Origin of the sequence: Zhengella sp. (assembly GCF_041397485.1) — a bacterium.
In the GTDB taxonomy this organism is placed as follows: Bacteria; Pseudomonadota; Alphaproteobacteria; order Rhizobiales; family Rhizobiaceae; genus Zhengella.
Window position 1 is genome coordinate 167,782 of the sequence record NZ_JAWKWO010000005.1, and the last position, 24,051, is coordinate 191,832.

Genomic DNA, 24,051 nt, shown 5'->3' on the forward strand with positions numbered 1-24,051 from the left:
AAATCATTTCTTTGCGTAATCTCTAATTAAATGTTCTCATAATATATTGCCCTGTCGTTCCAAGAGGCAGGGAGCAATACTGTGTACAGGAATTTCGCCAGAGACAAGTCAGGCAATTTCGCCATCATGTTTGCCTTTCTCCTGCCGGCATTCATCATGGCGGCGGGGTTCGCGATCGACCTGACGGAAATGCAGCGGCAGCGCCATGCCACGGTCTATGCGATGGAGGCGGCCGGCATCGCCATCGGGCGCCAGATCGAGGAAGGGATGAGCGACGATGAACTCAAGGCCTATGGCAAGAAGTTCTTCGAATCCAATCTCGGGCCGGTGGACGCCGACCAGACGGACCTGCAGATCCTGCTGCCCACCGATACGGGCAGCGATGGCGATATCAAGCTGACGACGGAATTGCAGTTCAGACCGCTGTTCCTGACAGAGAGCCTCGCGGATCTCTATGGCGGTCCGAAGGATTTCACCTTCAACACGGATATCAAGGTTCGCACCAAGAACACCGCGGAAATCGCGCTCGTCCTCGACAATTCCGGCTCCATGGACAACAAGGGTTCCGGCTCCAACAAGAAGCGCCTTGAACTGCTCAAGGAAGCGGCCACCTATCTTGTCAACGAGCTTGGCGACGACGCCAAGAAGATCAAGCAGATCGTCAAGCCCGTGCAGTTTTCCGTCGTGCCGTTTGCTGCCTCCGTCAACGTCGGGCCCCAGAACGCCACCGCCGACTGGATGGACAAGTTCGGCGACTCGCCCATCCATCACGAGAACTTCAACTGGGATTCGCTGAAGGATGCCTGGGGCGACAGCAAGAAGGCGGTCAAGACCGGCAACCGTTGGTACAAGACGGGCAATGGATGGGGCGCCGAGGAAGGCGAGGCGCTGACGCGCTTCTCGCTCTACAACGGCATGAAGAAACAGATCGGCGAGCAGGTCATCGAGGCCGGCCACTACGAAAGCCAGCCCGTATGCCGGTGGTGGTATGGCCGCCAGTATTGCTGGAACGAAAATACCTGGGTGCCGCCGGTGACGGAGCCGATCTACGGGCCTGCCGAAGCCTGGCAGGGCTGCGTCGAGGCCCGTCCCTACCCCTACAATGTCAACGGACAAGGCGCCAGCAGCAGCGATCCGGAATCGCTGATCGTGCCCATGTTCGCCAATGACGAGACCGACAATGGCGACAATGGCTGGTGGCACAACAACTGGCTGGATGACGACTATCCGGGCGACCCGTCCAGCTACACGAACCTGAAACGCCACCGCGACATGGTGAAATACTTCCAGACGCTGCCGGACAGCCATTCGTCCGGCCTGGACCAGGGACCCAATTTCTCCTGCACGACCACCCCGATCACACCGCTTCAGGACGTGACCAAGACCGACGAACGCGATGTGGTGCTGGATGCGATCGATGCCATGCAGGCCAATGGAAATACCAATGTTCCGGAAGGCATGGCATGGGGCTGGCATACGCTGACCAAGGATGCGCCCTTCAGCGAAGGCCGGCCGAAAACGGACCAGAACAACGACAAGGTGATCATCGTGCTGACCGACGGCGCGAACACCTATACCCACCTGCCCGGTTCCTACTACGATCCCGACGGCATCAAGAAGTCGACCTATGCCGCGCATGGCTACATGGGAACCAATTACGACGGCGGCAGCAAGCCGCGCCTCTATGAAGGCCTGAGTTCCGGTTTCCCGACCGGCGCGTTCAACGATACACAGTATACCGCGGCCATGGACGAGCACATGCAGCAGCTCTGCACCAATGCCAAGGATGACGGGATCATCATCTTTTCGATCGCACTCGACCTTCCGTCCGGTTCCGGCGCCATCGACGAGCTTCGCGAATGCGCTTCGGAATCGCGCTTCCGCAAGGATGGCAGCGGGAACTATGTGAAATTGTTCTACAATGCGACCGGCGGGCAGTTGATGGATGTCTTCAAGGCGATTGCCGACGAATTGTCGAACCTTCGCATCGTCAGCTGAGCCGTGCCTTTCGGACCACGCACGCCCCGCCGCACCGGCGGGGCGTGTGCATTCGCGTCCGGCCGGACCGGGCCGTGCCGGGGCACAACGGACCGGCACGTTCACCAATGTGATTTTTCCCTTCCGGATTTCTTGACACGGCAGGAGACGGTGCTTATCTCCCTCGCCGTTAGCACTCGCTATCGAGGAGTGCTAACACCGCGAAAGCGGTCCCATTGAGTTGAAATCCATTCACCCGAGGGTAACAGACATGGCCGAGATGAATTTCCGCCCGCTCCACGACCGCGTTGTCGTGCGCCGGGTTGAGTCCGAAGAGAAGACCGCCGGCGGGATCATCATTCCCGACACCGCCAAGGAAAAGCCGTCGGAAGGCGAGATCGTCGCCGTTGGCGAAGGCGCGCGCAAGGACAGCGGCGAACTGATCCCGATGTCCGTCAAGGCCGGCGACCGCGTCCTGTTCGGCAAGTGGTCGGGCACGGAAGTCAAGCTCAACGGCGAAGACCTTCTGATCATGAAGGAAGCCGACATCATGGGCGTGATCGGCTGAACCGGCCGGATATCCGCTCTCAAACCTCAATCCTCATTTAGGGCAAATGCCCGGGAGTTATGGAAACATGGCAGCCAAGGAAGTAAAATTCAGCCGTGACGCGCGCGAGCGCATGCTGCGTGGCGTGGACATTCTGGCCGATGCGGTGAAGGTGACGCTGGGTCCGAAGGGCCGTAACGTCGTCATCGACAAGGCTTTCGGTGCGCCGCGCATCACCAAGGACGGCGTTTCCGTCGCCAAGGAAATCGAACTGGAAGACAAGTTCGAGAACATGGGCGCGCAGATGGTGCGCGAAGTCGCCTCCAAGACCAATGACATTGCCGGTGACGGCACGACCACGGCCACCGTTCTGGCCCAGGCCATTGTCAAGGAAGGCGCCAAGGCGGTTGCCGCCGGCATGAACCCGATGGATCTGAAGCGCGGCATCGACCTGGCGGTTGGCGAAGTCGCCTCCAAGCTGGTCTCTTCCGCCAAGAAGATCAACACCTCCGATGAAGTGGCCCAGGTCGGCACGATTTCCGCCAATGGCGAAAAGGAAATCGGCGACATGATCGCCAGCGCCATGCAGAAGGTTGGCAACGAGGGTGTCATCACCGTCGAGGAAGCCAAGACGGCCGAGACCGAGCTGGAAGTCGTTGAAGGCATGCAGTTCGATCGCGGCTACCTGTCGCCCTATTTCGTGACCAATCCGGAAAAGATGGTCGCCGAGCTGGAAGACGCCTACATCCTGCTGCACGAGAAGAAGCTCTCCAACCTGCAGGCCATGCTGCCGGTCCTCGAATCGGTTGTGCAGTCGTCCAAGCCGCTCGTCATCATCGCCGAGGACGTGGAAGGCGAGGCGCTGGCCACGCTGGTGGTCAACAAGCTGCGTGGCGGCCTGAAGATCGCTGCCGTCAAGGCGCCGGGCTTCGGCGACCGCCGCAAGGCCATGCTCGAGGACATCGCCATCCTCACCGGCGGCCAGGTGATTTCCGAGGACCTCGGCATCAAGCTTGAGAACGTGACCCTCGACATGCTGGGCCGCGCCAAGAAGGTTGCCATCTCCAAGGAAAACACCACGATCGTCGACGGCGCCGGCCAGAAGGCCGAGATCGAGGGCCGCGTGGCCCAGATCAAGGGCCAGATCGAGGAGACGACTTCCGATTACGACCGCGAGAAGCTGCAGGAGCGTCTTGCCAAGCTGGCTGGCGGCGTGGCCGTCATCCGCGTCGGCGGTGCGACGGAAGTGGAAGTCAAGGAGAAGAAGGACCGCGTCGACGACGCTCTCAACGCGACCCGCGCGGCCGTTGAGGAAGGCATCGTGGCCGGCGGCGGCACCGCTCTCTTGCGTGCCTCCAACGCGCTCACCGTCAAGGGCGTCAATGCCGACCAGGATGCCGGTATCGCCATCGTGCGCCGCGCCCTGCAGTCGCCTGCCCGCCAGATCGTCACCAATGCCGGTGACGAGGCCTCCATCGTGGTCGGCAAGATCCTCGAAAATGCCTCGGAGACCTTCGGCTACAATGCCCAGACCGGTGAATATGGCGACATGATCACCATGGGTATCGTCGACCCGGTCAAGGTGGTTCGCACCGCCCTGCAGGATGCCGCTTCCGTGGCCGGCCTGCTGGTCACCACCGAAGCCATGATTGCCGAACTGCCGAAGAAGGAATCGGCGGCTCCGGCAATGCCGGGCGGCGGCATGGGTGGCATGGACTTCTAAGTCCGGCTTCCAAACAGACATACGGAAAGGGCGGCTCGCAAGGGCCGCCCTTTTTCCATGCCGCCATGGCGACCCTGATATTCACGACGGACAATGCCATCGCAATTCAATTGTTTTCGAAACTACTTTCTTTACTTTACCTCCGGTTCATCCCGATTGCAGGAAATCCGGGCCCTTAACATGCCATGAACCCGTTCGGGCCGATATGGTCTGCGTGTGCGAATACAAATGGGGGCCTGTCTTCATGCTGGAGATATTCAGTTTTACCGGTCGCTATGGCCGCGTCATGTTCTGGTTCATCATGGCCATTTCAACCGGCTTGAGCTGGTTGTCCGGTCAACTGGCGTTCAAAAAGGCGACGTTCGAGAACGGCTTCATCATGCCGGACACCAGCGATCCACGGTTCTGGGTCTCGGCTGGACTGGTTGTCCTGGCCTTCTGGCTCAGCGCCGCCGCCTGCATCAAGCGGCTTCACGACCGTGGCAAAACGGGCTGGTGGTATCTCCTGCTGTTCGTCCCGGTGTTCGGGCCCCTCTGGGTCTTGATCGAACTGGGCCTGCTTCCCGGCACAGGGCGCGATGACAACGGCTACGGGCCGCGCAACGACCTTGCGGGACGTCCGGTCAGGAAAACCGCGTCCCAGGAAGACCGCGAGATGTTCCAAGCGGAAAACCGCCGGCGAAAGGCGATGGAAGCAGCTCATGTGAAGGACCAGGATGCGCCGACCTTGCAAGTCGAGCGGCGGCGCCAGGTGATGGACCGCCTGCGAATCCCGCCTGCGGAGCGAACCGGGTTCGGACGCAGGCGCTATATCTGACCGCTCGCTGTTTATGACGGACTGACAGGCATGTGGCGTTTCTTCGGATTTTCCGGTCGGATCGGGCGGCAGACATGGTGGTTGGCCCATCTGCTTGTCGCGGCTCTCACCTTCCTGGCATGGGATGACCTCGTTTTCAGCCTTGACCGGCGCGGCGATACCGAACCGACCGCGTACGGCCTCGCCGCTCTTGCCGCCGTCCTCTGGATCTCCTGGTCCGCCAATGTGCAGCGGCTTCACGACCACAACAAGCCCGCGACGATGTCGAACCTCAGCTTCCGCTGGGCGCATGACCTTCTTATCGAGCTTGGCTTCAGGAAGGGTGACGAGGGACCGAACGACTTCGGCCCACCCGAACCGCCCTTCCTCCGTCCCGGCAGCCGAAAGGCCAGGCCGCAAGGGGCGGGCAGAAGCGGCGCCGGCTCTCCACCGGACGGAACGGCAATGCACGGCGCGGGCCTCTCCGCCGCTCCGCCAGCGGCCGAGCGGCCGGCCAGCACCGCCAGGGCGCGCACCACCTTCGGACGTCGCAGTATTCCGCCAGGTTGAGCGGGGCTTGGTTCCCGCCGCCTCCTGCCCCATATCACTGACGGGACAAGAGGAGCAGACGCATGGCGAAACGCACCGAAACCGACACGTTCGGCCCCATCGACGTGCCTGCGGACCGCTATTGGGGCGCGCAAACGCAGCGCAGCCTGGAAAATTTCCGCATCGGCTCGGAGCGCATGCCCCCTGCCCTCATCCATGCCCTCGGCCTTGTGAAACAGGCGGCGGCGCGCAGCAATGCCGCGCTCGGCGTCCTCGACGGCGATATCGCGTCCCTCATCGACCGCGCCGCGCAGGAGGTGGCGCAAGGCAGGCTGGACGACCACTTCCCGCTTGTCGTCTGGCAGACAGGATCAGGTACCCAGACCAACATGAACGCCAACGAGGTGATCGCAAACCGGGCCATCGAGATGGCGGGCGGCGCGATGGGTTCCAAGACGCCCGTCCACCCCAACGACCATGTCAATCGCAGCCAGTCGTCCAACGACACCTTCCCCACCGCCCTGCATGTGGCGGTCAGCCGGGAGGCGCATGACCGGCTGTTGCCGGCGCTCGACCGGTTGCATGAGGCGCTCGATGACAAGGCAGAGGCGTTCGGCGACATCATCAAGATCGGCCGCACGCATACGCAGGATGCCACGCCGCTGACGCTCGGGCAGGAATTTTCCGGCTATGGCGCGGCGCTGGATCTCGGACGCAGCCGCATCGCAGCAGCGCTGGCTGACGTGCATTCGCTGGCACAGGGAGGAACGGCGGTCGGCACCGGGCTCAACGCCCCGCAGGGCTTCTCCGTACGCTTCGCCGATGAGATTTCTGCGCTGACCGGCCTCGCCTTCCGGCCCGCGGCCAACCGTTTCGAGGCGCTGGCCAGCCATGGCGCGCTGGCCAACCTGCATGGCGCGCTGGCCGCACTGGCCGCCGATCTCTACAAGATCGCAAATGACATCCGCCTGCTGGCCTCGGGTCCGCGCTCCGGACTCGGGGAATTGTCGCTGCCGGAAAACGAACCGGGCTCGTCCATCATGCCGGGCAAGGTGAATCCGACCCAGGCGGAGGCGCTGACGATGGTGGCCGCACAGGTCATGGGCAACCAGACGACCGTGACCTTCGCCGCCTCGCAAGGCCAGTTCGAATTGAACGTGATGAAGCCGGTGATCGCCCATGACGTGCTGCAATCCATCCGTCTTCTGGCCGACGGCATGGTATCCTTCGCGGACAAATGCGTCGATGGAATCACGGCCAACGAGAGCCATATCGCTACGCTGGTCGAGCGGTCGCTGATGCTCGTGACCGCGCTTGCGCCTGAAATCGGCTATGACAAGGCTGCTGCCATCGCCAAGGCGGCCCATGCCCATGGAACAACGCTGCGCGAGGAAGCGCTGAAGAGCGGATATGTGGATGAAGCGACATTCGACCGGCTGGTCCGGCCGGAAACCATGATCAACGGCGGCTGAGAATGAACTGGTGCGTCCATGCCCTGTTTACGCTGCGTTGCACAAACCGCGCCTATTCGTGAACGATGGAAAGCGTATTGTCTCTCTATAGCAAACAAACGCTGAGGGACTATCCATGAACACCAACCTTCTCCTGCTGGCCGGCCGCGTGCTGGCCGCTTTCATCTTCATCATGGCGGGCTGGGGCAAACTGGCCGGCGGCATTGACGGCACGGCGGGCTATATAGCCTCGGTCGGCCTTCCCGCATCGACGGCGCTTGCCTGGCTGGCCGCCATTTTCGAACTGGTCGCCGGGCTCTTCATCCTGGCCGGCTTGATGACCCGCGCCACCGCGCTGGCGCTGGCCGCCTTCTGCGTCTTTACCGGTTTCGTGTTCCACTTCGATCCGGCCGACCAGATGCAGTTCATCTCCTTCATGAAGAACCTGGCTATTGCCGGTGGCTTTGCCTTCCTCGCCGTTTCCGGTCCCGGAGCATGGTCGGTGGACGCGCGTCTGGGCGGTGGCAAGCTCGCCACGGCCTGAGCCTGGCCGAACCTGAAGAAGGTCCGCCCGCACCGTTCCGGCGGACCTTTATCCATCAGACCGGCTGCTTCGTGCCCGTGAAGACTTGCGCCAACACAAAGGTGGCGATGACGACCGCGGACACGGCAGCCCCCGCTGAAAATGCCGTTCCCAGCAAAGCCTGAGTGCCGAAATAGACGAGCAGCAAGCCGAGAACGAGACTGACGGTGAGAAGCGCGCAGGCAATGCCCGCTCCCAATTCGGCGTTGAGCAGGCGGGCCATCCATGCCGGCAGTCTGCTGGTGCCGAACCAGAACAGCAGCAGGACCGACAGGCCGTACATGGCCAGTCCAGATGTCATTTCCATGAGAAAAGCTCCGCAAATCCGTCCGGCCGGACCATCCGGCAGGAACGCATGAACGGAACGCATGTGTTTTGGCTTTGTGGTTGGCGGAGCCGCACCGGTCAGCGCTGGGCTCCGGGGGACGCGTTCGGGCCGGACACACCGTCCGACCGGGCCTTCTTGCACCCGACCAGTCAGAAAAGCAATCCGTGAAAAATAGCCGTCAGGCGTGGGCCAGACTGGCCCCGACGCGCCCGGCGATCTCGCGCGCGAGCGCAGCCTCCGGGCCTTCCAGCACACGCTTGCCGGTGACAAGGCAGGCCTGGGATTTGAGGATGATCCCGTCGTCGAGGATCTTCAGATGGTTGGCGCGCAGCGTGGAGCCGGTGGAGGTGATATCCACGATGACATCCGCCGACCCCGCGGCAGGCGCCCCTTCCGTGGCGCCAAGGCTTTCGACGATGCGATAGACCTGGATGCCGTGGGCGCGCGAGAAGAACTGCTGGGTCAGGCGCCAGTATTTGGTGGCGATGCGCAGACGCCGGCCATGGCTCATGCGGAACTCGGCCGCCACGTCATCAAGATCGGCCATGGTATCGACGTCGAACCAGACCTCGGGCACGGCAACGATGACATCGGCATGGCCGAAACCGAGACGGGCGGAGATTTCCACCTTCTCGTCCCAGGCCGCCAGCGTCTCGCGCACCAGATCCTCGCCGGTGACACCCATTTCCACCGTGCCGGCACCCAGTTCGCGGGCGATCTCGGAGGCCGAAAGGAATGCGATCTCGATGCCGTCGTGACCGTCAACGGTGGCACGGTACTGGCGCGAATCCTCCGGCTGGCGGATGGTGAAACCGGCCTTCTGGAAAACCGCGATGGCCTGTTCCTTCAGGCGGCCCTTGGAGGGCAAGGCAATGGTAACGGCCATGGCTCAGGTCTCCCGCGCCTGTTCGGCCCGGTCGAGCCAGACGGAAAAGCCGACGCCGGAAATGGGCGCCGGCGCGCCCAGAAGGGTCAGCAGGCGGTCATAGCGCCCGCCGCCGGCAACCGGCTTGTCGAGGCCCGGCGCATGCACCTCGAAGACAAGGCCCGTGTAATAGTCGAGCGGCCGGCCGAAGGCGGCATCATAGCGGATGGCCGACAGGTCGAGCCCGGAATTGGCGATCGCCGCGACGCGCGCGTCGAAAGCGGCAAGCGCACCGCCGATTTCAAGCCCGGCCTTTCCGGCAAAGGCCTGCAACGCGCCGGATGCTTCGTTAAGCGGCGCGCCAATGGCCAGAAAGGCTTGCAACGCGGCAAAGGCTTCCGGCGCCAGCCGCACGGAAGCAAGGCGGGCCTTGTCGATGAGGCGTGCGGCGATCTCGGCGGGCGACCGGCCGGCGGAAGGCGAAATGCCGGTTTCGGCCATTCTCGATTCTACATGGGCTTCCAGCGCGGCGCGGTCGCCGCCCTGCACCAGACCGACAAGGGGCGCATCGAGTGCAGCCGTCCCGTTGCCCGAGGACAGGGCATTCAGCGCGGCGGCCAATTGCTCCGGGGCACCGAAGGCGCGGGCAAGGCGCTGCTGCCAGCCGCGCGGCAGGCCGAGCGCGGCGAGCACGGCCTCGAACACGGCCTGGTCACCCATGGATACAGCCAGGTCCCGGCCGGGCATGAGCATTCGCGCCAGTGCCAGCGCATCGGCCAGCGAGCGGGCATCAGCGCTGTTGGTGTCCGGATCGCCCAGATCCTCGATTCCGGCCTGGAAGAATTCATTGCCGCCGTCGCGGCGCTGGCGGAAGACCTCGCCCAGATAGGCATAGCGCCGGTGGCCCGCCTCACCCGCCTCGATATGCATGCGGCAGACGGGAATGGTGAATTCGGGCCGCAGGCACAGGCTTTCGCCCGTCTCGCTCTCCGTCAGGAAGATGCGCCGGCGAAGATCCTCGCCCGCCATGTCGAGAAACGGGTCGGCCGGCTGGATGACCGGCACATCGACGGCTTCCGCGCCACGCTTCTCGAACAGTGCCAGGATGTCGCGCGCATTGGAGGGGAAGCGTGGGGTCATGGTCAGCCTTCCGCCTGTGCCGCCAGCAGTTTCTTCACCTCGGCCACCAGGTCGGCCTCGGCGATCTCGAACTGTCCGGGGCGGGCTTCGCGCCATTCCTCGTTGGAGGCGATGGCCTCGGCCTGGCGGCGGCCTTCGATCATGTCCTTGACCTGCACAATGCCCTTCTCGCGCTCGTCCGAGCCCTGGATGATGGCGATGGGGCAATGGCGGCGGTCGGCATATTTGAGCTGGTTGCCGAACTTCTTCCAGTTGCCCTGGTACATCTCGGCGCGGATGCCGGCGGCGCGCAGATCCTGGACCATTTTCTGATAGCGCCCGAGCGCCGGCGTGTCGCCATCCATCACCGTGACGAGCACCGGCGCCACAACGGGCGTGCGACCCAGCTTGCCGAGGTTCTTCAGCGCCGTCATCAGGCGCGAGACGCCGATGGAAAAGCCGGTGGCCGGCACATCCTGCCCGGTGAAGCGCTTGACGAGGCCGTCATAGCGCCCGCCACCGCCGACCGAGCCGAACTGCACGGTCTCGCCCTTTTCGTTGACAACGTCAAAGGTCAGTTCCGCCTCGTAGACCGGGCCGGTGTAGTATTCGAGACCGCGCACGACGGACGGGTCGATCTTCACCCGGTCCGGGCCGTAACCGGCAGCCTGCACGAGGCTTTCGATCATCATCAGCTCCGACATGCCGTGGGCATAGGCCTGCGAGGCAGGATAGGCGTCGGAATCGTCGGAGAGCACACCGATTCCCCTGAGCACGGTGCGGATTTGCGCTTCATCAAGCCCGGCGCCCCTGGTGAAGTCGCCTTCGCCCTCGCGCCCGCCATCCCAGCGGCCGGGGCCGAGCAACAGGCGCACGCCGTCGACGCCGAACTTGTCCAGCTTGTCGATGGAGCGCAGCACGGTGAGCCTGCGTTCGGCATTCTCCTCACCGCCAAGGCCGATAGCCTCCAGCACGCCATCGAGCACCTTGCGGTTGTTGACGCGGATGACATAGTCGCCGCGCTTCACGCCCAGCGCCTCCATGGCGTCGGCCATCATCATGCACATCTCGGCATCGGTCTGCACGCCGGGCGCGCCGACGACATCGGCGTCGAACTGCATGAACTGGCGGAAACGGCCGGGTCCGGGCTTCTCGTTGCGGAAGACCCATCCGGCGCGATAGGTGCGGTAGGGCAGCGCGATCTCGTTGATGTTCTCCGCCACGTGGCGCGCCAGCGGCGCGGTAAGATCGTAGCGCAGGCTCAACCACTGCTCATCATCGTCCTGGAGCGAAAAGACGCCCTCGTTCGGCCGGTCGCTGTCGGGCAGGAACTTGCCCAGCGCATCGGTATACTCGAACATCGGGGTCTCGACCGGGTCGAAGCCGTAGCGCTCGTAGACCTCGCGGATCTTCGCCACCATCTCGTCGGTGGCGCGGATATCCTCCGGCGAACGGTCGACAAAGCCACGCGGCAGGCGCGCCTTCAGCTTCTGCGGCTTCTTCTTTTTCTTCTCAGACATGGAAACGGCCCCAAGCGGCGGGAAACGGAAAACCGGGCTTCTCCTAACCGACATGGGGAAAGGCGGCAAGGGCGGGGGCGGGACATGGCGGCCTGGCTCGCACGATTGCAAGAAGAAACCCGGCCGTGGCCGGCCGGGTCTGCCATTCCATCACGTCTTGCGCTCATGCCTCAGTTGTAGGGCGACCAGCACTGGCGGCGTGGACCGTTATAGGGCTGGTAGGTGTTGTCCCACCGGCGGTAGGAGCGATACTTTCGGTCGCACCAACGGTAATGCGCGCGGGAGAAATCGCGTGCGCGGCGCGGCGGCGGCGCGTAGCGGCGTCCATCGCCCAGGGTGAGGCCGAGCGCAAAGGCCGCTGGCGGGAACCACCAGCCGTTGTATTCACGCCAGCCACGGCGATGGTGGCGGCGGCCGCGGTGCCCGTTCAGCCAGGCGCGGCCATCATGGCGGCGGAAGTGGCGGCGCATTTTCCTGCGGTGATCGCGGCGATTCTGCACCTTTACGACATCGCCCGACGTCGCCGTCTTCTGGATCGTCTGCGGCACCATGGGAAGGGCAAGGGCGGGGCTCATCGGCGCCACCGTCATGGCGGCCGCAGCCAGCATGGATGCGAGTAAACCGGATTTTCCTGTCATGTCGTGCTCCTGGGTTGCTCGTCCCTTGCCTGACGAACGCCCCTGGCACCACTTGGTTCCTCACCGGCGCGGCCAGACAGCCGCGCCCTGTCTTTCCGGCGCTGCGGCCTTACGGCCAGTAGGGCGACCGGCACTCGGCGCGCACGCCACGGCGCGGAATGAACGTGTTGTCGGAGGCCCGGTAGGTCCGGTAATTGCGGTCGCACCAGCGGTAATGGGCGCGCGGAAGATCGCGATAACGGCGCGGCGGCTCGGCATAGCGAGGCGCGGCGCCAAGGGCGAGGCCAAGGGCAAAGGCCGCCGGCGGGAACCACCAGCCATTGTGGCGGCGCCAACCGGGCCGGTAATGGCGGGAGCCGCGATAGCGGCCGTAGTAGCCATGGCCGCGATGCATGCGCCACTGGTTCCGACGGGCTTCCCTCATCGCGTCAATCGAGCGGTTCTGGACCGGGGTGACGTCGGAGGATGAGACATGCTTCTGCACGATTTGCGGCATCGCGGGAAAGGCGACAGCCGAACCCGTTGGCGCGACCATCATGACCGCGGCAGCAAGAGCCGAGGCAATGAACCCTGATTTCCTGATCATCTTCTACTCCTGTTCTTCGCGTCCCTCGCCCATAATACTAGCACAAGGCACAATGATCGGCGATTCAATATATGCGTGACCTTGTATCCGTGACATCGCCTCGCCGGGCAAATGCGCCTTTCACCGGAGCGCCACGGGTACGGCACAGACAACCAAACCGCTTGATCACACTACCGAACAACCAGGAATGCAGGCTGTAACGGGGATCACAGCCGCGCTTCGGACAGACCGAAGCGGTCAACGCGCAGGGCGGGCAAAGCGTTCGCGCGCCGCCTGCGCCTCCGCGCGGCAGCAGCAGCCTTCGACGTGGTCGTTCACCAATCCCATGGCCTGCATGAAGGCATAAGCGGTCGTCGGCCCGACGAATGTCCAGCCGCGTTTCTTCAGATCCTTCGACAGGCGATGCGAGGCGGGCGTATGCGGATTGGCGACGAGGGCCGCACGGGTCACCGGGTCCGGACGCTCGGCGGGACCGGGCTCGAAGGACCAGAAATAGGCGGCAAGGGATCCGAACCCGGCCTTCATCTCCACGGCGCGGCGGGCATTGTTGATCGTCGAGACGATCTTGCCGCGATGGCGCACGATACCGCTGTCGGCCAGAAGGCGGGCGATATCCCGATCATCGAACTGTGCAACCTTCGCAAAGTCGAAGCCGGCAAAGGCGGCGCGGAAATTCTCCCGCTTGCGCAGGATCGTCAACCAGGACAGGCCCGACTGGAAGCCTTCCAGGCATATCTTCTCGAACAGGCGGATATCGTCGGCGACGGGATAGCCCCATTCCTCGTCATGGTAGCGCACATAGTCATCCTGGCCGCCATGCCAGAAGCAGCGCATTCGCCCGTCAGGCCCGGCCAGCAAGCCATTGTCGTCGCCCGTCATCGCCGCAATTCTCCCTGTTAACCGGTTTCGGCAGCGGATTCACCGGCGATTCACCAGTTTCGTGAAGCGCCCGGTAACCACAGCCAACGGTTTCACCGGCGAATCGCATTTTATGAAAATCGATTCATCTTTCCGACTCCGCCACGGGCACAGGATCACCGTCAACCGTGCGGCATGGTGCCTGCTGACGCCTGCTGCCGGGCGAGCCCCTGTGACGAACCAGTTTGCGAGTCCATCCGATGCTGAAAACCCTGTTCCTGGCCTGCGCGGCATGTGCCAGCCTCGCCACCGCCGGCCCTGCCGCCGCCGGCGAGCGCTACGGCAGCCCTCCACCGGTCGTCGTCAGTCCCGACCTTTCCGCCCCGTGGGTGATGCAGTTGCAGCGCGCGCCCGTCGGCGCCCGCCACCAGCGGAACTATCGCAACCTCCCGGCAGGCGTAACGGTGCGTGTCGCCCCGCCGGCCAAGCGCGCCGTGCGGCAACGCCCCGCAACCCGGCAGGCCACCGTCGACCGGCAGGTCCGCACCGCGGCCTATGCCGTGCGTCCGCTGCCGTCGCAGCCCCGGCGAACCGTCAATCCGCTCTACCTGCCGCAAGACGTGGCCTATGATGGCGGGCACAAGCCCGGCACCATCGTCATCGACACGGACAACAAGTTCCTCTACCTCGTGACGTCCGGCGGCATGGCGCGGCGCTATGGCGTGGGCGTGGCAAAGCCCGGTTTCGAATGGGCGGGTACCCACAAGATCACCCTGAAGCGCGAATGGCCCGACTGGCGGCCGCCGGCGGAGATGATCGAACGGGTCAAGCGGCAGGAAGGCCGCATCCTGCCCGTTCACATGCCGGGCGGACCGGCCAATCCGCTGGGCGCGCGCGCCTTGTATCTCGGCTCGACGCTCTACCGCATCCATGGCACGAATGCGCCGTGGACCATCGGACAGAATGTTTCCTCGGGCTGCATCCGCATGCGCAACGAGGACGTGATCGACCTCTACAACCGCGTCGGCGTGGGCACGCGCGTCATCGTGCAGTGATCCGACCGGAGAGGGACAGGCCGGCGGCGGGGGACGACACGCTGCCGGCCTGCTTCGGCGAAACGGCGCGGGGAGAGGCATCTCCGCGCCGTTTTCCTGATGTCCGGCATGTTCCGTAAAGTGAAGGGCCTGACGGGTCCAAACACTTGCTGCTTCCGGTCCCGCTGATATGCTCCGGCCACCCAAGTGGCAGGAGACAGCGCGCTGCACCGGATCGCCCGCATCGACATCACGGAACTGACAAGGCCCCTCCCGGCACCCGCAAGCGCAATTCTTTTCGGCGCGTTGTGCAGCGCCGTCGGCGTTGCGCTACGGATGGTGACCGACATGTATCTGCCGGGCGCCGGTCCGTTCGCGCTGGCCGTGCCCATGGTGCTGATCGCAACGCTGTTCGGCGGCTGGCTCGCCGGCCTGGTCTGCCAGACGCTTTCGGGTCTCCATGCCTGGTATTTCGTTCTGCCTGTCGCAGGCAGTTTCGACCTGGCTGAAATCAGCGACGGGCCGCGAATCCTCGTCAACCTGGCGGCGGGCTATTTCTCGGTCCTGCTGGCCGAGATTTTCCGGCGGGCGGCACGCAAGGCCCTGCATGACCGCGAGATGCTGCTGGTGGAACTGGAGCACCGGGTCAAGAACAGCTTTGCCTCCATCGCCTCGATCATGCGCATGCAGATGCGCGACGCCCCGCCCGATGCCAAGGCCCTGCTGCAGGCCGCGCTGGGGCGCATCGAGAGCTACGCGCGCGCCTATGGCTACCTGCGCTTCCAGTTCGATGATACCGGCTCGGTGCATATCGACGACTATCTGCGCGATCTCTGCGTGGCGCTGGAGGAAACGGCGACCGCCGACAGACGTGTCACCTTTGCCTGCGACGCGGAACGGGCACCCATCAACCGGGACAAGGCCATCGTGATCGGCCTGCTGGTCAACGAGGTTGCCACCAACAGCATCAAACATGCCTTTGGCGAGAACAGGGGGCGTATCTCGGTCCGTTTCCGGCCAGAGAACGGCCGCCATGTCCTGTCCATTTCGGATGACGGACGCGGCATTTCCGATGACGCCGGCGATGGCGGCCGGCCGGGCCTCGGCATGCGGCTGATCGAGGCGCTGGCGCAACAGGGCAATGGCACGGTGGAACGCACGACAGGACCGGGCGGCACCACGTTCACCATCACCTTCAACGGCTAGCCGCTGGCGTGGCCGTCCTGACCGGCGGCGGGAAGGGCCTTGCGCGCCCGGCCATCCGGCACGCCGGCGGGCCTTTCCCCGCCCCAGGCCCAGTCCAGAAGCTTGACCGTATGGACAACGGGCAGGCCGGCGGCATCGCCGATCTGCGTGATGCAGCCGATATTGCCTGCCGCGACGACCTCGGCCCGTGTTGCCTTCAGGTTCTTCACCTTGCGCGCCTTCAGCGTGGCCGCGATGTCGGGCTGCATGATGTTGTAAGTACCGGCCGAGCCGCAGCACAGATGGCCCTCGGCCGGGTCCTTCACCGAGAAGCCCGCCTTCCTCAGCAGCGATTTCGGCTGGGCGGTGATCTTCTGTCCGTGCTGCATGGAGCAGGCGGAATGATAGGCCACCGTCAGGCCCGTGGCATTGACCGGTTCGGGAAGATCGAGCGTTGCGAGATATTCGGTCACGTCCTTCGCCAACGCCGAAACCCTGGCCGCCTTGTCCGCGTAAGCCGCGTCATGGCGCAGCATGTGGCCGTAGTCCTTCACCGTCGTGCCGCAACCCGACGTGGTGATGATAATGGCGTCCAGCCCGCCATCCTCGATGAGCCGCCACCAGGCGTCGACATTGCGCCTTGCCTGATCCAGGGCTTGCTCCTCGCGGCCCATGTGGTGGACGAGCGCGCCGCAGCAGCCCTCGCCCTTCGGCACCACCACCTCGACGCCGAGCCGGTTCAGGAGATCCATGGCGGCCTGGTTGATGTCCGGGTCGAGCACCGGCTGGGCGCAGCCGGAGAGGATGGCGACGCGGCCGCGCTTCTGCCCGCGTTGCGGGCGCGGGCCCGGCAAGGCCGAGGGCGCATGAGCGGCGACGGATTTCGGGGCGAGGCGCAGCATGGCCGCGATCGGCTTCAGCGGCGCGATGCGCTCCAACACGGGCGCGAAGGGCCTGCCCAGCGCCGCCAGTTTCAGTGCGGCGCGGAAGCGCCCCGGCCAGGGCAGCACCATGGCCAGCATGGCGCGCGTCATCCGGTCGGGGAGCGGGCGCCGGTAGGTCTTCTCGATATGGGCGCGGGCGTGGTCGACAAGGTGCATGTAATCGACCCCCGACGGACAGGTGGTCATGCAGGCAAGGCAGGACAGGCAGCGGTCGATATGGGTCACCACCTGCCTGTCTGCCGGACGATCGTTCTCCAGCATGTCCTTGATGAGGTAGATGCGCCCGCGCGGGCTGTCGAGTTCGTTGCCCAGCGTTACGTAGGTCGGGCAGGTCGCGGTGCAGAAGCCGCAATGGACGCATTTGCGCAGGATCGATTCCGCTTCCGCGACGCCGGGATCCTGCAATTGTTCGGCTGAGAAATTGGTCTGCATCGGATCAGGCTCCAGCGGCCATGCGGCCGGGATTGAGAATGCCGGCGGGATCGAACGTGTCTTTCACACGCTTCGAGAGCGCGGCCACGGCCGGGGAGAGCGGCTGGAAGACGGGAATGGTGGCGCGCACGGCGGCGCTGGCGCGCATCAGCGTGGCATGACCGCCACCGAAACGGGCGACGGCGGCGCGCACGGTGTCATCCTGGGGGTCGATGCCTTCCATCTGCACCCAGGCCAGCCCGCCCTGCCAATCGTAGAAGGCGGAGGCGCCGGCCTGCATGCGCAGCGCCATCACGGCATGGTGCGCCTGCGACGGTTTCATGGAAATGCGCCAGACCGGCCTGTTCTCGCCGCCACCGGCAAAGGGGGCCACGTCGCGCACATCCTTCCACAGGTCGCGCGAGCGGCCGGCGCCGATTTCCTCGATTTCCCCCATGCCTCCCAGCAGATCTTTCAGCTTGTCGGCGCGGATGCGCACCGATTTTTCAAAGCCTTCAAGGCGCAGCAGTGTCGCCGGCGCCGATCCCAGCGCGCCATCCAGCACCCTTCCGGCCACCAGTTCCGGCAGATGCGCGGCGCCCGACACGTCCGCGCTCGTCGCCATGGCATGGGCCAGCGCATTGACCGCGTCCTCATCCAGCAGGCCGCGCAATGCCAGCGTCAATTCGGTCTCAGGCACGGGCTGCACCTTGAAGGTGACTTGCGTCAGGAAACCGAGCGTGCCCCAGGAACCGGCCATCAGCTTGACGAGGTCCAGGCCGGTGACGTTCTTCATCACCTTGCCGCCATTGCGGATCACCTCGCCCGTACCATTGACGAAGCGCACGCCAAGCAGGCCGTCGCGCGCCGCCCCGGCCACGAACCGGCGCGGCCCGGAAATGTTGGCAGCGGCCAATGCGCCTGCCGTGGGTTCGCCGTCGCTGCCGAGCAGCGCGCGGTAATCGGCCGGCTCGAAGGCAAAGCGCTGGCCGGCCCGGGCCAAAGCCTCATCCACATCGGCCAGCGGCGTGCCGGCGGCGAGTGTCATGACCATTTCGGCGGGGTTGTATTCCGCGATGCCGGCGAGCCCCGATGAAGACAGCGTGGCCGCGGCCTGGACAGCGCGCCCGATGCCGGCGCGCGTTCCCCCGCCCTCGATGGCCAGCGGCGTGCGCGCGTCATGGGCCTCACGGATGATCGCGGCGGCCTCGGCCTCGCTCGCCGGACGATGCGTCGTGGTCATGCGGCCTTTTCCTTCGCCTTGATTGTCGTCATGTCGAGCGGAAAGACCTTCGACGGGTTCATGATGCGGTGCGGGTCGAAGGCGTCGCGCACGGCAAGCTGCTGGGCGAGATCCGCCTCGCCATATTGATGGCGCATGAGGTCGCGCTTCTCGATGCCGACACCGTGCTCCCCGGTCAGGCAGCCGCCCGCGTCGACGCACAGGCGCAGGATATCCATGCCCGCGGCCTCTGCCTTCTCTGCCTCTTCCGGATCGTTGACATTGTAGAGGATGAGCGGGTGCATGTTGCCGTCACCGGCATGGAAGACATTGGCGACGCGCAGGCCGTATTTCTTCACGATCACGTCCGTCTCGCGCAGTACATGGGACAATTGCCCGAGCGGCACCGTGCCATCCATGCAGATATAGTCCGCGATCCGGCCGGTCGCGCCGAAAGCCGACTTGCGGCCCTTCCAGATCAGCGCCGCCTCGATGGCCGACTGGCTCTCCTTCACCGTGCTGACGCCGTGGCGGCGCGCGATCTCGACGATGCGCGCGAGCATGTCGTCCATTTCGGCCTCGGACCCTTCCACCTCGACGATCAGCAGCGCTTCGACATCCAGCGGGTAGCCGGCATGGGCGAAGGCCTCGCAAATCTCGATGGCCGGCTTGTCCATGAATTCGATGGCAACCGGAATGATGCCCTCGCCGATGATATCGGCCACGCAGGCCCCGGCGACTTCCGAGGAATCGAAGCCGAAAAGCACCGGCCGCGCCCCTTCCGGCCTGGCGATCAGGCGCACGGTGGCTTCGGTGACAATGCCGAGCTGGCCTTCAGAACCGCAGACAAGGCCGAGCAGGTCATAGCCGGCGGCGTCCAGTTCGCCTGCGCCAATGTCGAGGATCTCGCCATCGAAGGTGACAAGGCGCACGCCAAGCAGGTTGTTGGTCGTGACGCCATATTTCAGACAATGGGCGCCGCCGGAATTCATGCCGATATTGCCGCCGATGGTGCAGGCAAGCTGCGAGGAGGGATCAGGTGCGTAGAAGAAGCCGTCTGCCTCGACCGCGTTGGAAATGTTGATATTGGTAACGCCGGCCTGCACCCGCGCCAGACGGTTGGGCAGGTCGATTTCGAGAATGCGGCTCATCTTCGACAAGCCGATCACCACCGCGTCCTCCTGCGGGATGGCGCCGCCTGAAAGCGACGTCCCGGCACCGCGCGCCACGACGGGCACCTTTTCGCGGGCAAGGTATTTCAGCACTTTCGCCACCTGTTCCGTCGTCTCGGGCAGGATGACGGCCAGCGGCACGCGCCTGTAGGCCGTGAACGCATCGGTTTCGAAGGGCACCAGTTCACGCTCGTCGCTGACGAAACACGACGCAGGAACGAGATCGGCGAGATCGGCGACAATGTCGGCACGCCGCGCCAGAATGCGCGGATCGGGATCGTGAAAACGGATGTTTGCCATGCCTTCCTCCCCAGAACTGGTCAAATAGTTTTACCACTCGTCGGCACCATGCGCAATCAATGGCCGGCCGACCTTCGCATTGAAAGCCTTTTTCCGGACGGAACAAAAACTTGTCACCCTGCGTCAACAAGAAAGAGGGGCGGCAAAGAAACTTTTCCGGAAACAGTGATCCAACGATCAGCAAAGGACGTAGTGAGGTTCAGATGTCAGGTGAGTCTCACATGAGCCATATAGCCGACTATGAAATTTTCGCCCGGGTCGTCTCCGCTGGCAGCCTTTCGGCGGCCGGCCGGGAGATGGGCCTGTCGCCGGCGGTGGTTTCAAAAAGGCTGCGCCGGCTGGAAGACAGTCTCGGAACCCGGTTGCTCCAGCGCACGACGCGCCAGATCGCATTGACCGAGGCCGGTCAGGGGTTCTATGAGCGGATCGTCGCCATTCTCGCAGCGGTGGAAGAGGCCGAAAGCTTCGTGTCCCGCCGCTCGGCGCAACCGCGCGGCACGCTGAAGGTGTCCGCGCCCACGTCCTTCGGCCGCATGCATGTCGCCCCGCATCTGCAGGCCTTCATGCGAGACAATCCGGATCTCGCCATCAATCTCGTTCTTTCCGATGATTTCGTGGACATTGTCGGCGAAGGTTTCGATCTTGCCATCCGCATTGCCGAACTGACCGATTCGAGCCTTGTGGCGCGCCGCCTGGCCCCGGTCCAGCGTTTCCTCGTCGCCTCCGCCAGCTATCTGGAAAAACACGGTGAGCCGACTTCGATCACTGACCTTCAGAATCACGTCGTGCTGCCGGCCCACAACCACGAGCCCTGGCGTCTGGAAGGGCCGGACGGCCCGCTGATCTACCGGCCCGAAGGCCCGCTGCTGACCAACTCATCGGAAGTGCTGCGGCAAGCCGTGCTCGCCGGCATCGGCATCGCGCTGCGTTCGACCTGGGATGTCGGCCCGGAACTGGCGTCAGGCGAATTGCGCCGCGTGCTGCCGGACTATTCGGCCTCGAAGAATGTCGGCATTTACGCCGTCTATCCCTCGCGCCGCTTCCTGCCGGTCAAGGTGCGCCTGTTCATCGATTTCCTGGCCGGTCTTTACGGCCCCTCGCCCTACTGGGAAGATGGCAGCGAACCCCGCGCGCTGGCCGCCGAGTAACCTTTAATCGTGCTCGCCGTGGGCGCGGCGAATGCGCCTGACCATCCACCACACGAACAGGATGACGATGGGCACCGAGGCCGCGGTCACATATTCGGGCTTCATGCCATGGCCAAGAAGGCCGGTTCCCTTGGCCAGATAGCCGATCAGTCCGACGATGTAATAGGAAACGGCGGCGACCGAGAGGCCCTCGACGGTCTGTTGAAGGCGCAACTGGAGCTGGGCGCGGCGGTTCATCGAGTTGAGCAGGTCGCTGTTCTGGCGCTGCAAGTCAACTTCCACCCAGCTTCTGAGCAGCGTCGTCGCACGGGCCAGCTTGCGCGACAGATTGGCCTGACGCTCCTCGACCGAGCGGCAGGTGCGCATGGCGGGCGCCATGCGCCGCTTCAGGAAAGCGCCCCATGTCTCGTAGCCCGTCACCGGTTGCTCGCCGATGGCGGCCAGCCGTTCATTGACAATGCCGTCATAGGCACGGCTGGCGCCGAACCGGTACAGGCTGGCGGCGGCATCGGCCTCCAGTTCCGAGGCCAAATCCGTCAGTTCGGTGAGCAAATCCTGGCTGCCGGCGCCGCTGCGGGTGCGCATGCGGTTCGTCACGTCGGCAAGGCGGTCCTCGATCCGGCGAATGCGCGGCGACAGTTCCTGGGCCAGCGGCAGGCCGAGCATGGCGAGGATGCGATAGGTCTCGATCTCGATCAGGCGCTGGGCCAGCGCGCCGGCGCGGGCCGGCGTCAGGCCGCGGTCGAGCACAAGGATGCGGGTCAGGCCGTCGCCGTCCTGGCGAAAATCGGTGATGGCGGCCGCCTGCCCGTTTTCCACGAGGCTGTAACAGAGGCTGGCGGCATCGAAGCCGGTGACAAGGCGCTCGCTGGCTTCGGTCCATTTGCGAATCTCGAGGCGCACGCCGGCCAGCACGACACCCGGCAAGGCAAAGGACGGGCCGAAGGGCGGCTCTTCCAGGGGTTTTCCGTCTTGCGGCGAAAGCGGGCCGTTCCAGAGATAGGTGGAGAATTCCGTGTGCCGCTCCCAGCGCAGCGCGCCCCGGCCGCGCAGGATGGTGTGGTGGCGCGCGCCGCGATCGGGCGGGGCGACACCATTGGCCCGCGAAAGGTCCGACAGGACGGCGTGGTCCACCGTGGCGCCGCCCTCGGTCATGAAGGCAAGCTGGACGAGCAGGTGCGGCGTCTCCACCAGCGGCGCAGGACGGGCATGCACCTCGCCAAGTGCGGCCGACCGCCCCGGATGAACCGGGAACCCCAGTACCGTTGCGGCGGTTGAGCGGTTCTGTTCCCCAGCGCCAGATGCCATCGAATTTCCCTCTTGCAGCCCGATCGCGCAGGGCCCGCGCTTCTCCGGACGCGGGCAAACGCGTTTATCCGGCAAGCTTTAGCAACATATTGCAGTGCCGCAAAGCCAGCGCATTCCTGCACGTGGATGGAAAACGCGCGCAAGTGGATAAACAAATTGACCAGTTTGCCTGCGAAACGATAGACTCGCGTGAATTTGCCGCAGGGAGGACTTCAGGCCGTTGAACGAGATCTTTTCCCGGATCCACCACTCACGCACTGCCGACGAGGTCGTCGAGCAGATCGAGGTGCTGGTCCTGGAGGGCATCCTGCGCGTCGGCGACAAGCTGCCGGGCGAGCGGGAACTGGCCCGCCAGTTCGAGGTGTCGCGGCCGATCCTGCGTGACGCGCTGAAGATGCTGGAGGCGCGCGGCCTGCTGGTCACCCGCCACGGCGGCGGAACCTATGTTGCCGATGTGATCGGCCAGGTTTTCACTGGACCGGTGATGGAACTGATCTCCAAGCACCGCAAGGCCATTGCCGACTATCTCGAATATCGCCGCGAGATCGAGGGCGTGGCGGCGGAGTATGCCACCAGACGGGCCACCGAGGATGACAAGGCGCTGCTGACGCGTATCATCGAGCGCATGAAGGAAGCCCACCAGAAGGACGACTTCGAGGAAGAAGCCGCCATCGACGTGGAGTTCCACAACGCCATCGGCGAATGCGCGCATAACATCATCCTGCTGCATACGCTGCGCTCCTGCTACCGCCTGCTGTCGGACGGCGTGTTCTACAACCGGTCCATGATCTACAATTTCCCCGGCGCGCGCGACAAATTGCTGGAGCAGCATCTTGCCATCTACGATGCCGTCATGGCCGGCGATCCGGCCGCAGCGCGCGCAGCCGCGCAGGCGCACATGACCTATGTGGAGAATTCCATGCGCGACGCAGAGCGCACCGTGGACTGGCAGCGCATTTCCCGCCTGCGCCTGCGCCAGCGCAGCGAGACGACAATCGAGTAATCCGGAAGCATCCCATGTCAGAGAGTTCCCCTCCCCGCGTCGGCCTGTTCGTCACATGCCTGGTCGACCTGTTCCGCCCGAGCGTGGGTTTTGCAGCCATCAAGCTGATGGAGGCGGCCGGGTGCCGGGTCGACGTGCCGCGGGCGCAGACCTGCTGCGGCCAGCCGGCCTACAATTCCGGCGACCGGGCCGACACGCGCGCCATCGCCGAACAGACCATCGCTGCGTTCGAGGACTTCGATTACGTGGTCGCGCCGTCCGGTTCCTGCGCCTCCATGCTCAAGAAGCACTATCCGGGCCTTTTTGCCGGCGATGCGGCATGGGAAGAACGGGCGTCAGCCTTTTCGGCCAAGTGCCACGAACTCGTCAGCTTCCTGACCGATGTGCTGGGGATAGAGGGCGTCGATGCCCGCCTCGATACGGTTGCGACCTATCACGACAGCTGTTCCGGCCTGCGGGAACTGGGTGTGCAGGGGCAGCCGCGCAAGCTGCTTGCCAGCGTGGAGGGCCTGACCGTCAGCGAGATGCGCGACCCGGATGTGTGCTGCGGTTTCGGCGGCACGTTCTGCGTCAAGTATTCCGACATTTCCAACGCCATCGTCGAACGCAAGACGGCCGACATCACCTCCACCGGCGCCTCCTTGCTGCTGGCCGGCGATCTCGGCTGCCTGATGAACATGGCAGGCAAGCTGAAGCGCGAAGGCTCGGGCGTGGAGGTGCGCCACGTGGCCGAAGTGCTGGCCGGCATGACAGACACGCCGCCGATTGCAGGGAAAGGCTGACG

At 64.5% G+C, this 24,051-nt stretch carries 23 protein-coding genes; 12 read left to right on the top strand and 11 right to left on the bottom strand.

Annotated features, from left to right (window positions below; all coding sequences use genetic code 11):
• The first annotated feature begins 81 nt into the window (after window positions 1-81).
• The 7 genes from R3D65_RS15695 to R3D65_RS15725 all read left to right on the top strand — a co-directional run bounded on the left by R3D65_RS15695 (window position 82) and on the right by R3D65_RS15725 (window position 7,587).
• Complete coding sequence (locus R3D65_RS15695) at window positions 82-1,998, top strand: hypothetical protein (RefSeq protein ID WP_371276200.1); 1,917 nt, start codon at window positions 82-84, stop codon at window positions 1,996-1,998.
• Between the two features lie 250 nt (window positions 1,999-2,248).
• Window positions 2,249-2,545, top strand: coding sequence for a co-chaperone GroES (gene groES / locus R3D65_RS15700; RefSeq protein WP_371276201.1), 297 nt, complete (start codon window positions 2,249-2,251; stop codon window positions 2,543-2,545).
• A gap of 67 nt (window positions 2,546-2,612) precedes the next feature.
• A complete protein-coding gene (gene groL / locus R3D65_RS15705) occupies window positions 2,613-4,247 on the top strand; it encodes a chaperonin GroEL (protein WP_371276202.1) in 1,635 nt (544 codons plus the stop codon).
• 244 nt (window positions 4,248-4,491) lie between these two features.
• Window positions 4,492-5,064 carry a DUF805 domain-containing protein gene (locus tag R3D65_RS15710; RefSeq protein ID WP_371276203.1) on the top strand — a complete coding sequence of 191 codons (573 nt, stop codon included), beginning with the start codon at window positions 4,492-4,494 and terminating at the stop codon, window positions 5,062-5,064.
• Between the two features lie 30 nt (window positions 5,065-5,094).
• Complete coding sequence (locus R3D65_RS15715) at window positions 5,095-5,613, top strand: DUF805 domain-containing protein (RefSeq protein WP_371276204.1); 519 nt, start codon at window positions 5,095-5,097, stop codon at window positions 5,611-5,613.
• Between the two features lie 62 nt (window positions 5,614-5,675).
• Window positions 5,676-7,064 (top strand): class II fumarate hydratase, encoded by a 1,389-nt coding sequence (gene fumC / locus R3D65_RS15720; protein ID WP_371276205.1) that lies wholly within the window; start codon window positions 5,676-5,678, stop codon window positions 7,062-7,064.
• A 115-nt stretch (window positions 7,065-7,179) separates the two neighbouring features.
• Window positions 7,180-7,587 carry a DoxX family protein gene (locus R3D65_RS15725; RefSeq protein WP_371276206.1) on the top strand — a complete coding sequence of 136 codons (408 nt, stop codon included), beginning with the start codon at window positions 7,180-7,182 and terminating at the stop codon, window positions 7,585-7,587.
• Between the two features lie 55 nt (window positions 7,588-7,642).
• Here R3D65_RS15725 and R3D65_RS15730 read toward each other — a convergent pair whose 3' ends face one another.
• The 7 genes from R3D65_RS15730 to R3D65_RS15760 form a co-directional block, all read right to left on the bottom strand.
• Window positions 7,643-7,933 carry a hypothetical protein gene (locus R3D65_RS15730; RefSeq protein WP_371276207.1) on the bottom strand — a complete coding sequence of 97 codons (291 nt, stop codon included), beginning with the start codon at window positions 7,931-7,933 and terminating at the stop codon, window positions 7,643-7,645.
• A 199-nt stretch (window positions 7,934-8,132) separates the two neighbouring features.
• Window positions 8,133-8,840 (bottom strand): ATP phosphoribosyltransferase, encoded by a 708-nt coding sequence (hisG, locus tag R3D65_RS15735; RefSeq protein ID WP_371276208.1) that lies wholly within the window; start codon window positions 8,838-8,840, stop codon window positions 8,133-8,135.
• 3 nt (window positions 8,841-8,843) lie between these two features.
• Window positions 8,844-9,959 carry an ATP phosphoribosyltransferase regulatory subunit gene (locus tag R3D65_RS15740; RefSeq protein WP_371276209.1) on the bottom strand — a complete coding sequence of 372 codons (1,116 nt, stop codon included), beginning with the start codon at window positions 9,957-9,959 and terminating at the stop codon, window positions 8,844-8,846.
• Window positions 9,960-9,961: 2 nt separating this feature from the next.
• A complete protein-coding gene (gene hisS, locus R3D65_RS15745) occupies window positions 9,962-11,458 on the bottom strand; it encodes a histidine--tRNA ligase (protein ID WP_371276210.1) in 1,497 nt (498 codons plus the stop codon).
• 170 nt (window positions 11,459-11,628) lie between these two features.
• The gene (locus R3D65_RS15750) at window positions 11,629-12,096 is read right to left on the bottom strand and encodes a BA14K family protein (protein ID WP_371276211.1); all 468 of its coding nucleotides are present in this window, start codon (window positions 12,094-12,096) and stop codon (window positions 11,629-11,631) included.
• Window positions 12,097-12,205: 109 nt separating this feature from the next.
• A complete protein-coding gene (locus R3D65_RS15755) occupies window positions 12,206-12,682 on the bottom strand; it encodes a BA14K family protein (protein ID WP_371276212.1) in 477 nt (158 codons plus the stop codon).
• Between the two features lie 237 nt (window positions 12,683-12,919).
• Window positions 12,920-13,561, bottom strand: a complete 642-nt coding sequence (locus tag R3D65_RS15760) for a DNA-3-methyladenine glycosylase I (protein ID WP_371276213.1) — start codon at window positions 13,559-13,561, stop codon at window positions 12,920-12,922.
• Between the two features lie 239 nt (window positions 13,562-13,800).
• On the opposite strand from R3D65_RS15760, the gene R3D65_RS15765 reads away from it, so the two are divergent.
• Together R3D65_RS15765 and R3D65_RS15770 are read left to right on the top strand one after the other, a co-directional pair.
• The gene (locus R3D65_RS15765; protein ID WP_371276214.1) at window positions 13,801-14,595 is read left to right on the top strand and encodes a L,D-transpeptidase; all 795 of its coding nucleotides are present in this window, start codon (window positions 13,801-13,803) and stop codon (window positions 14,593-14,595) included.
• A 186-nt stretch (window positions 14,596-14,781) separates the two neighbouring features.
• Window positions 14,782-15,780, top strand: a complete 999-nt coding sequence (locus R3D65_RS15770; protein ID WP_371276215.1) for a sensor histidine kinase — start codon at window positions 14,782-14,784, stop codon at window positions 15,778-15,780.
• Here the strand turns inward: R3D65_RS15770 and glcF are convergent.
• Genes glcF through R3D65_RS15785 form a run of 3 tightly spaced genes read right to left on the bottom strand, consistent with a single transcriptional unit; the run spans window position 15,777 to window position 19,808 of the window.
• Window positions 15,777-17,135 carry a glycolate oxidase subunit GlcF gene (gene glcF, locus R3D65_RS15775; RefSeq protein ID WP_371276216.1) on the bottom strand — a complete coding sequence of 453 codons (1,359 nt, stop codon included), beginning with the start codon at window positions 17,133-17,135 and terminating at the stop codon, window positions 15,777-15,779. The genes R3D65_RS15770 and glcF overlap by 4 nt on opposite strands.
• Window positions 17,136-17,139: 4 nt before the next feature.
• On the bottom strand, window positions 17,140-18,357 hold the full coding sequence (locus R3D65_RS15780) for an FAD-binding protein (RefSeq protein ID WP_371276217.1): 1,218 nt from the start codon (window positions 18,355-18,357) through the stop codon (window positions 17,140-17,142).
• Window positions 18,354-19,808, bottom strand: coding sequence for an FAD-linked oxidase C-terminal domain-containing protein (locus R3D65_RS15785; protein ID WP_371276218.1), 1,455 nt, complete (start codon window positions 19,806-19,808; stop codon window positions 18,354-18,356). Before R3D65_RS15785 ends, R3D65_RS15780 begins: the two co-directional genes overlap by 4 nt.
• A gap of 221 nt (window positions 19,809-20,029) precedes the next feature.
• Here R3D65_RS15785 and R3D65_RS15790 point away from each other — a divergent pair, with 221 nt between their 5' ends.
• Window positions 20,030-20,956, top strand: coding sequence for a LysR family transcriptional regulator (locus R3D65_RS15790; protein ID WP_371276219.1), 927 nt, complete (start codon window positions 20,030-20,032; stop codon window positions 20,954-20,956).
• Between the two features lie 3 nt (window positions 20,957-20,959).
• Here R3D65_RS15790 and R3D65_RS15795 read toward each other — a convergent pair whose 3' ends face one another.
• Window positions 20,960-22,264: a DUF3422 family protein gene (locus tag R3D65_RS15795; RefSeq protein WP_371276220.1), complete on the bottom strand. Its 1,305-nt coding sequence runs from the start codon at window positions 22,262-22,264 to the stop codon at window positions 20,960-20,962.
• Window positions 22,265-22,484: 220 nt separating this feature from the next.
• On the opposite strand from R3D65_RS15795, the gene R3D65_RS15800 reads away from it, so the two are divergent.
• Window positions 22,485-23,267 (top strand): FCD domain-containing protein, encoded by a 783-nt coding sequence (locus R3D65_RS15800; RefSeq protein WP_371276221.1) that lies wholly within the window; start codon window positions 22,485-22,487, stop codon window positions 23,265-23,267.
• 14 nt (window positions 23,268-23,281) lie between these two features.
• Window positions 23,282-24,049, top strand: coding sequence for a (Fe-S)-binding protein (locus R3D65_RS15805; RefSeq protein ID WP_371276222.1), 768 nt, complete (start codon window positions 23,282-23,284; stop codon window positions 24,047-24,049).
• Window positions 24,050-24,051: the final 2 nt, after the last annotated feature.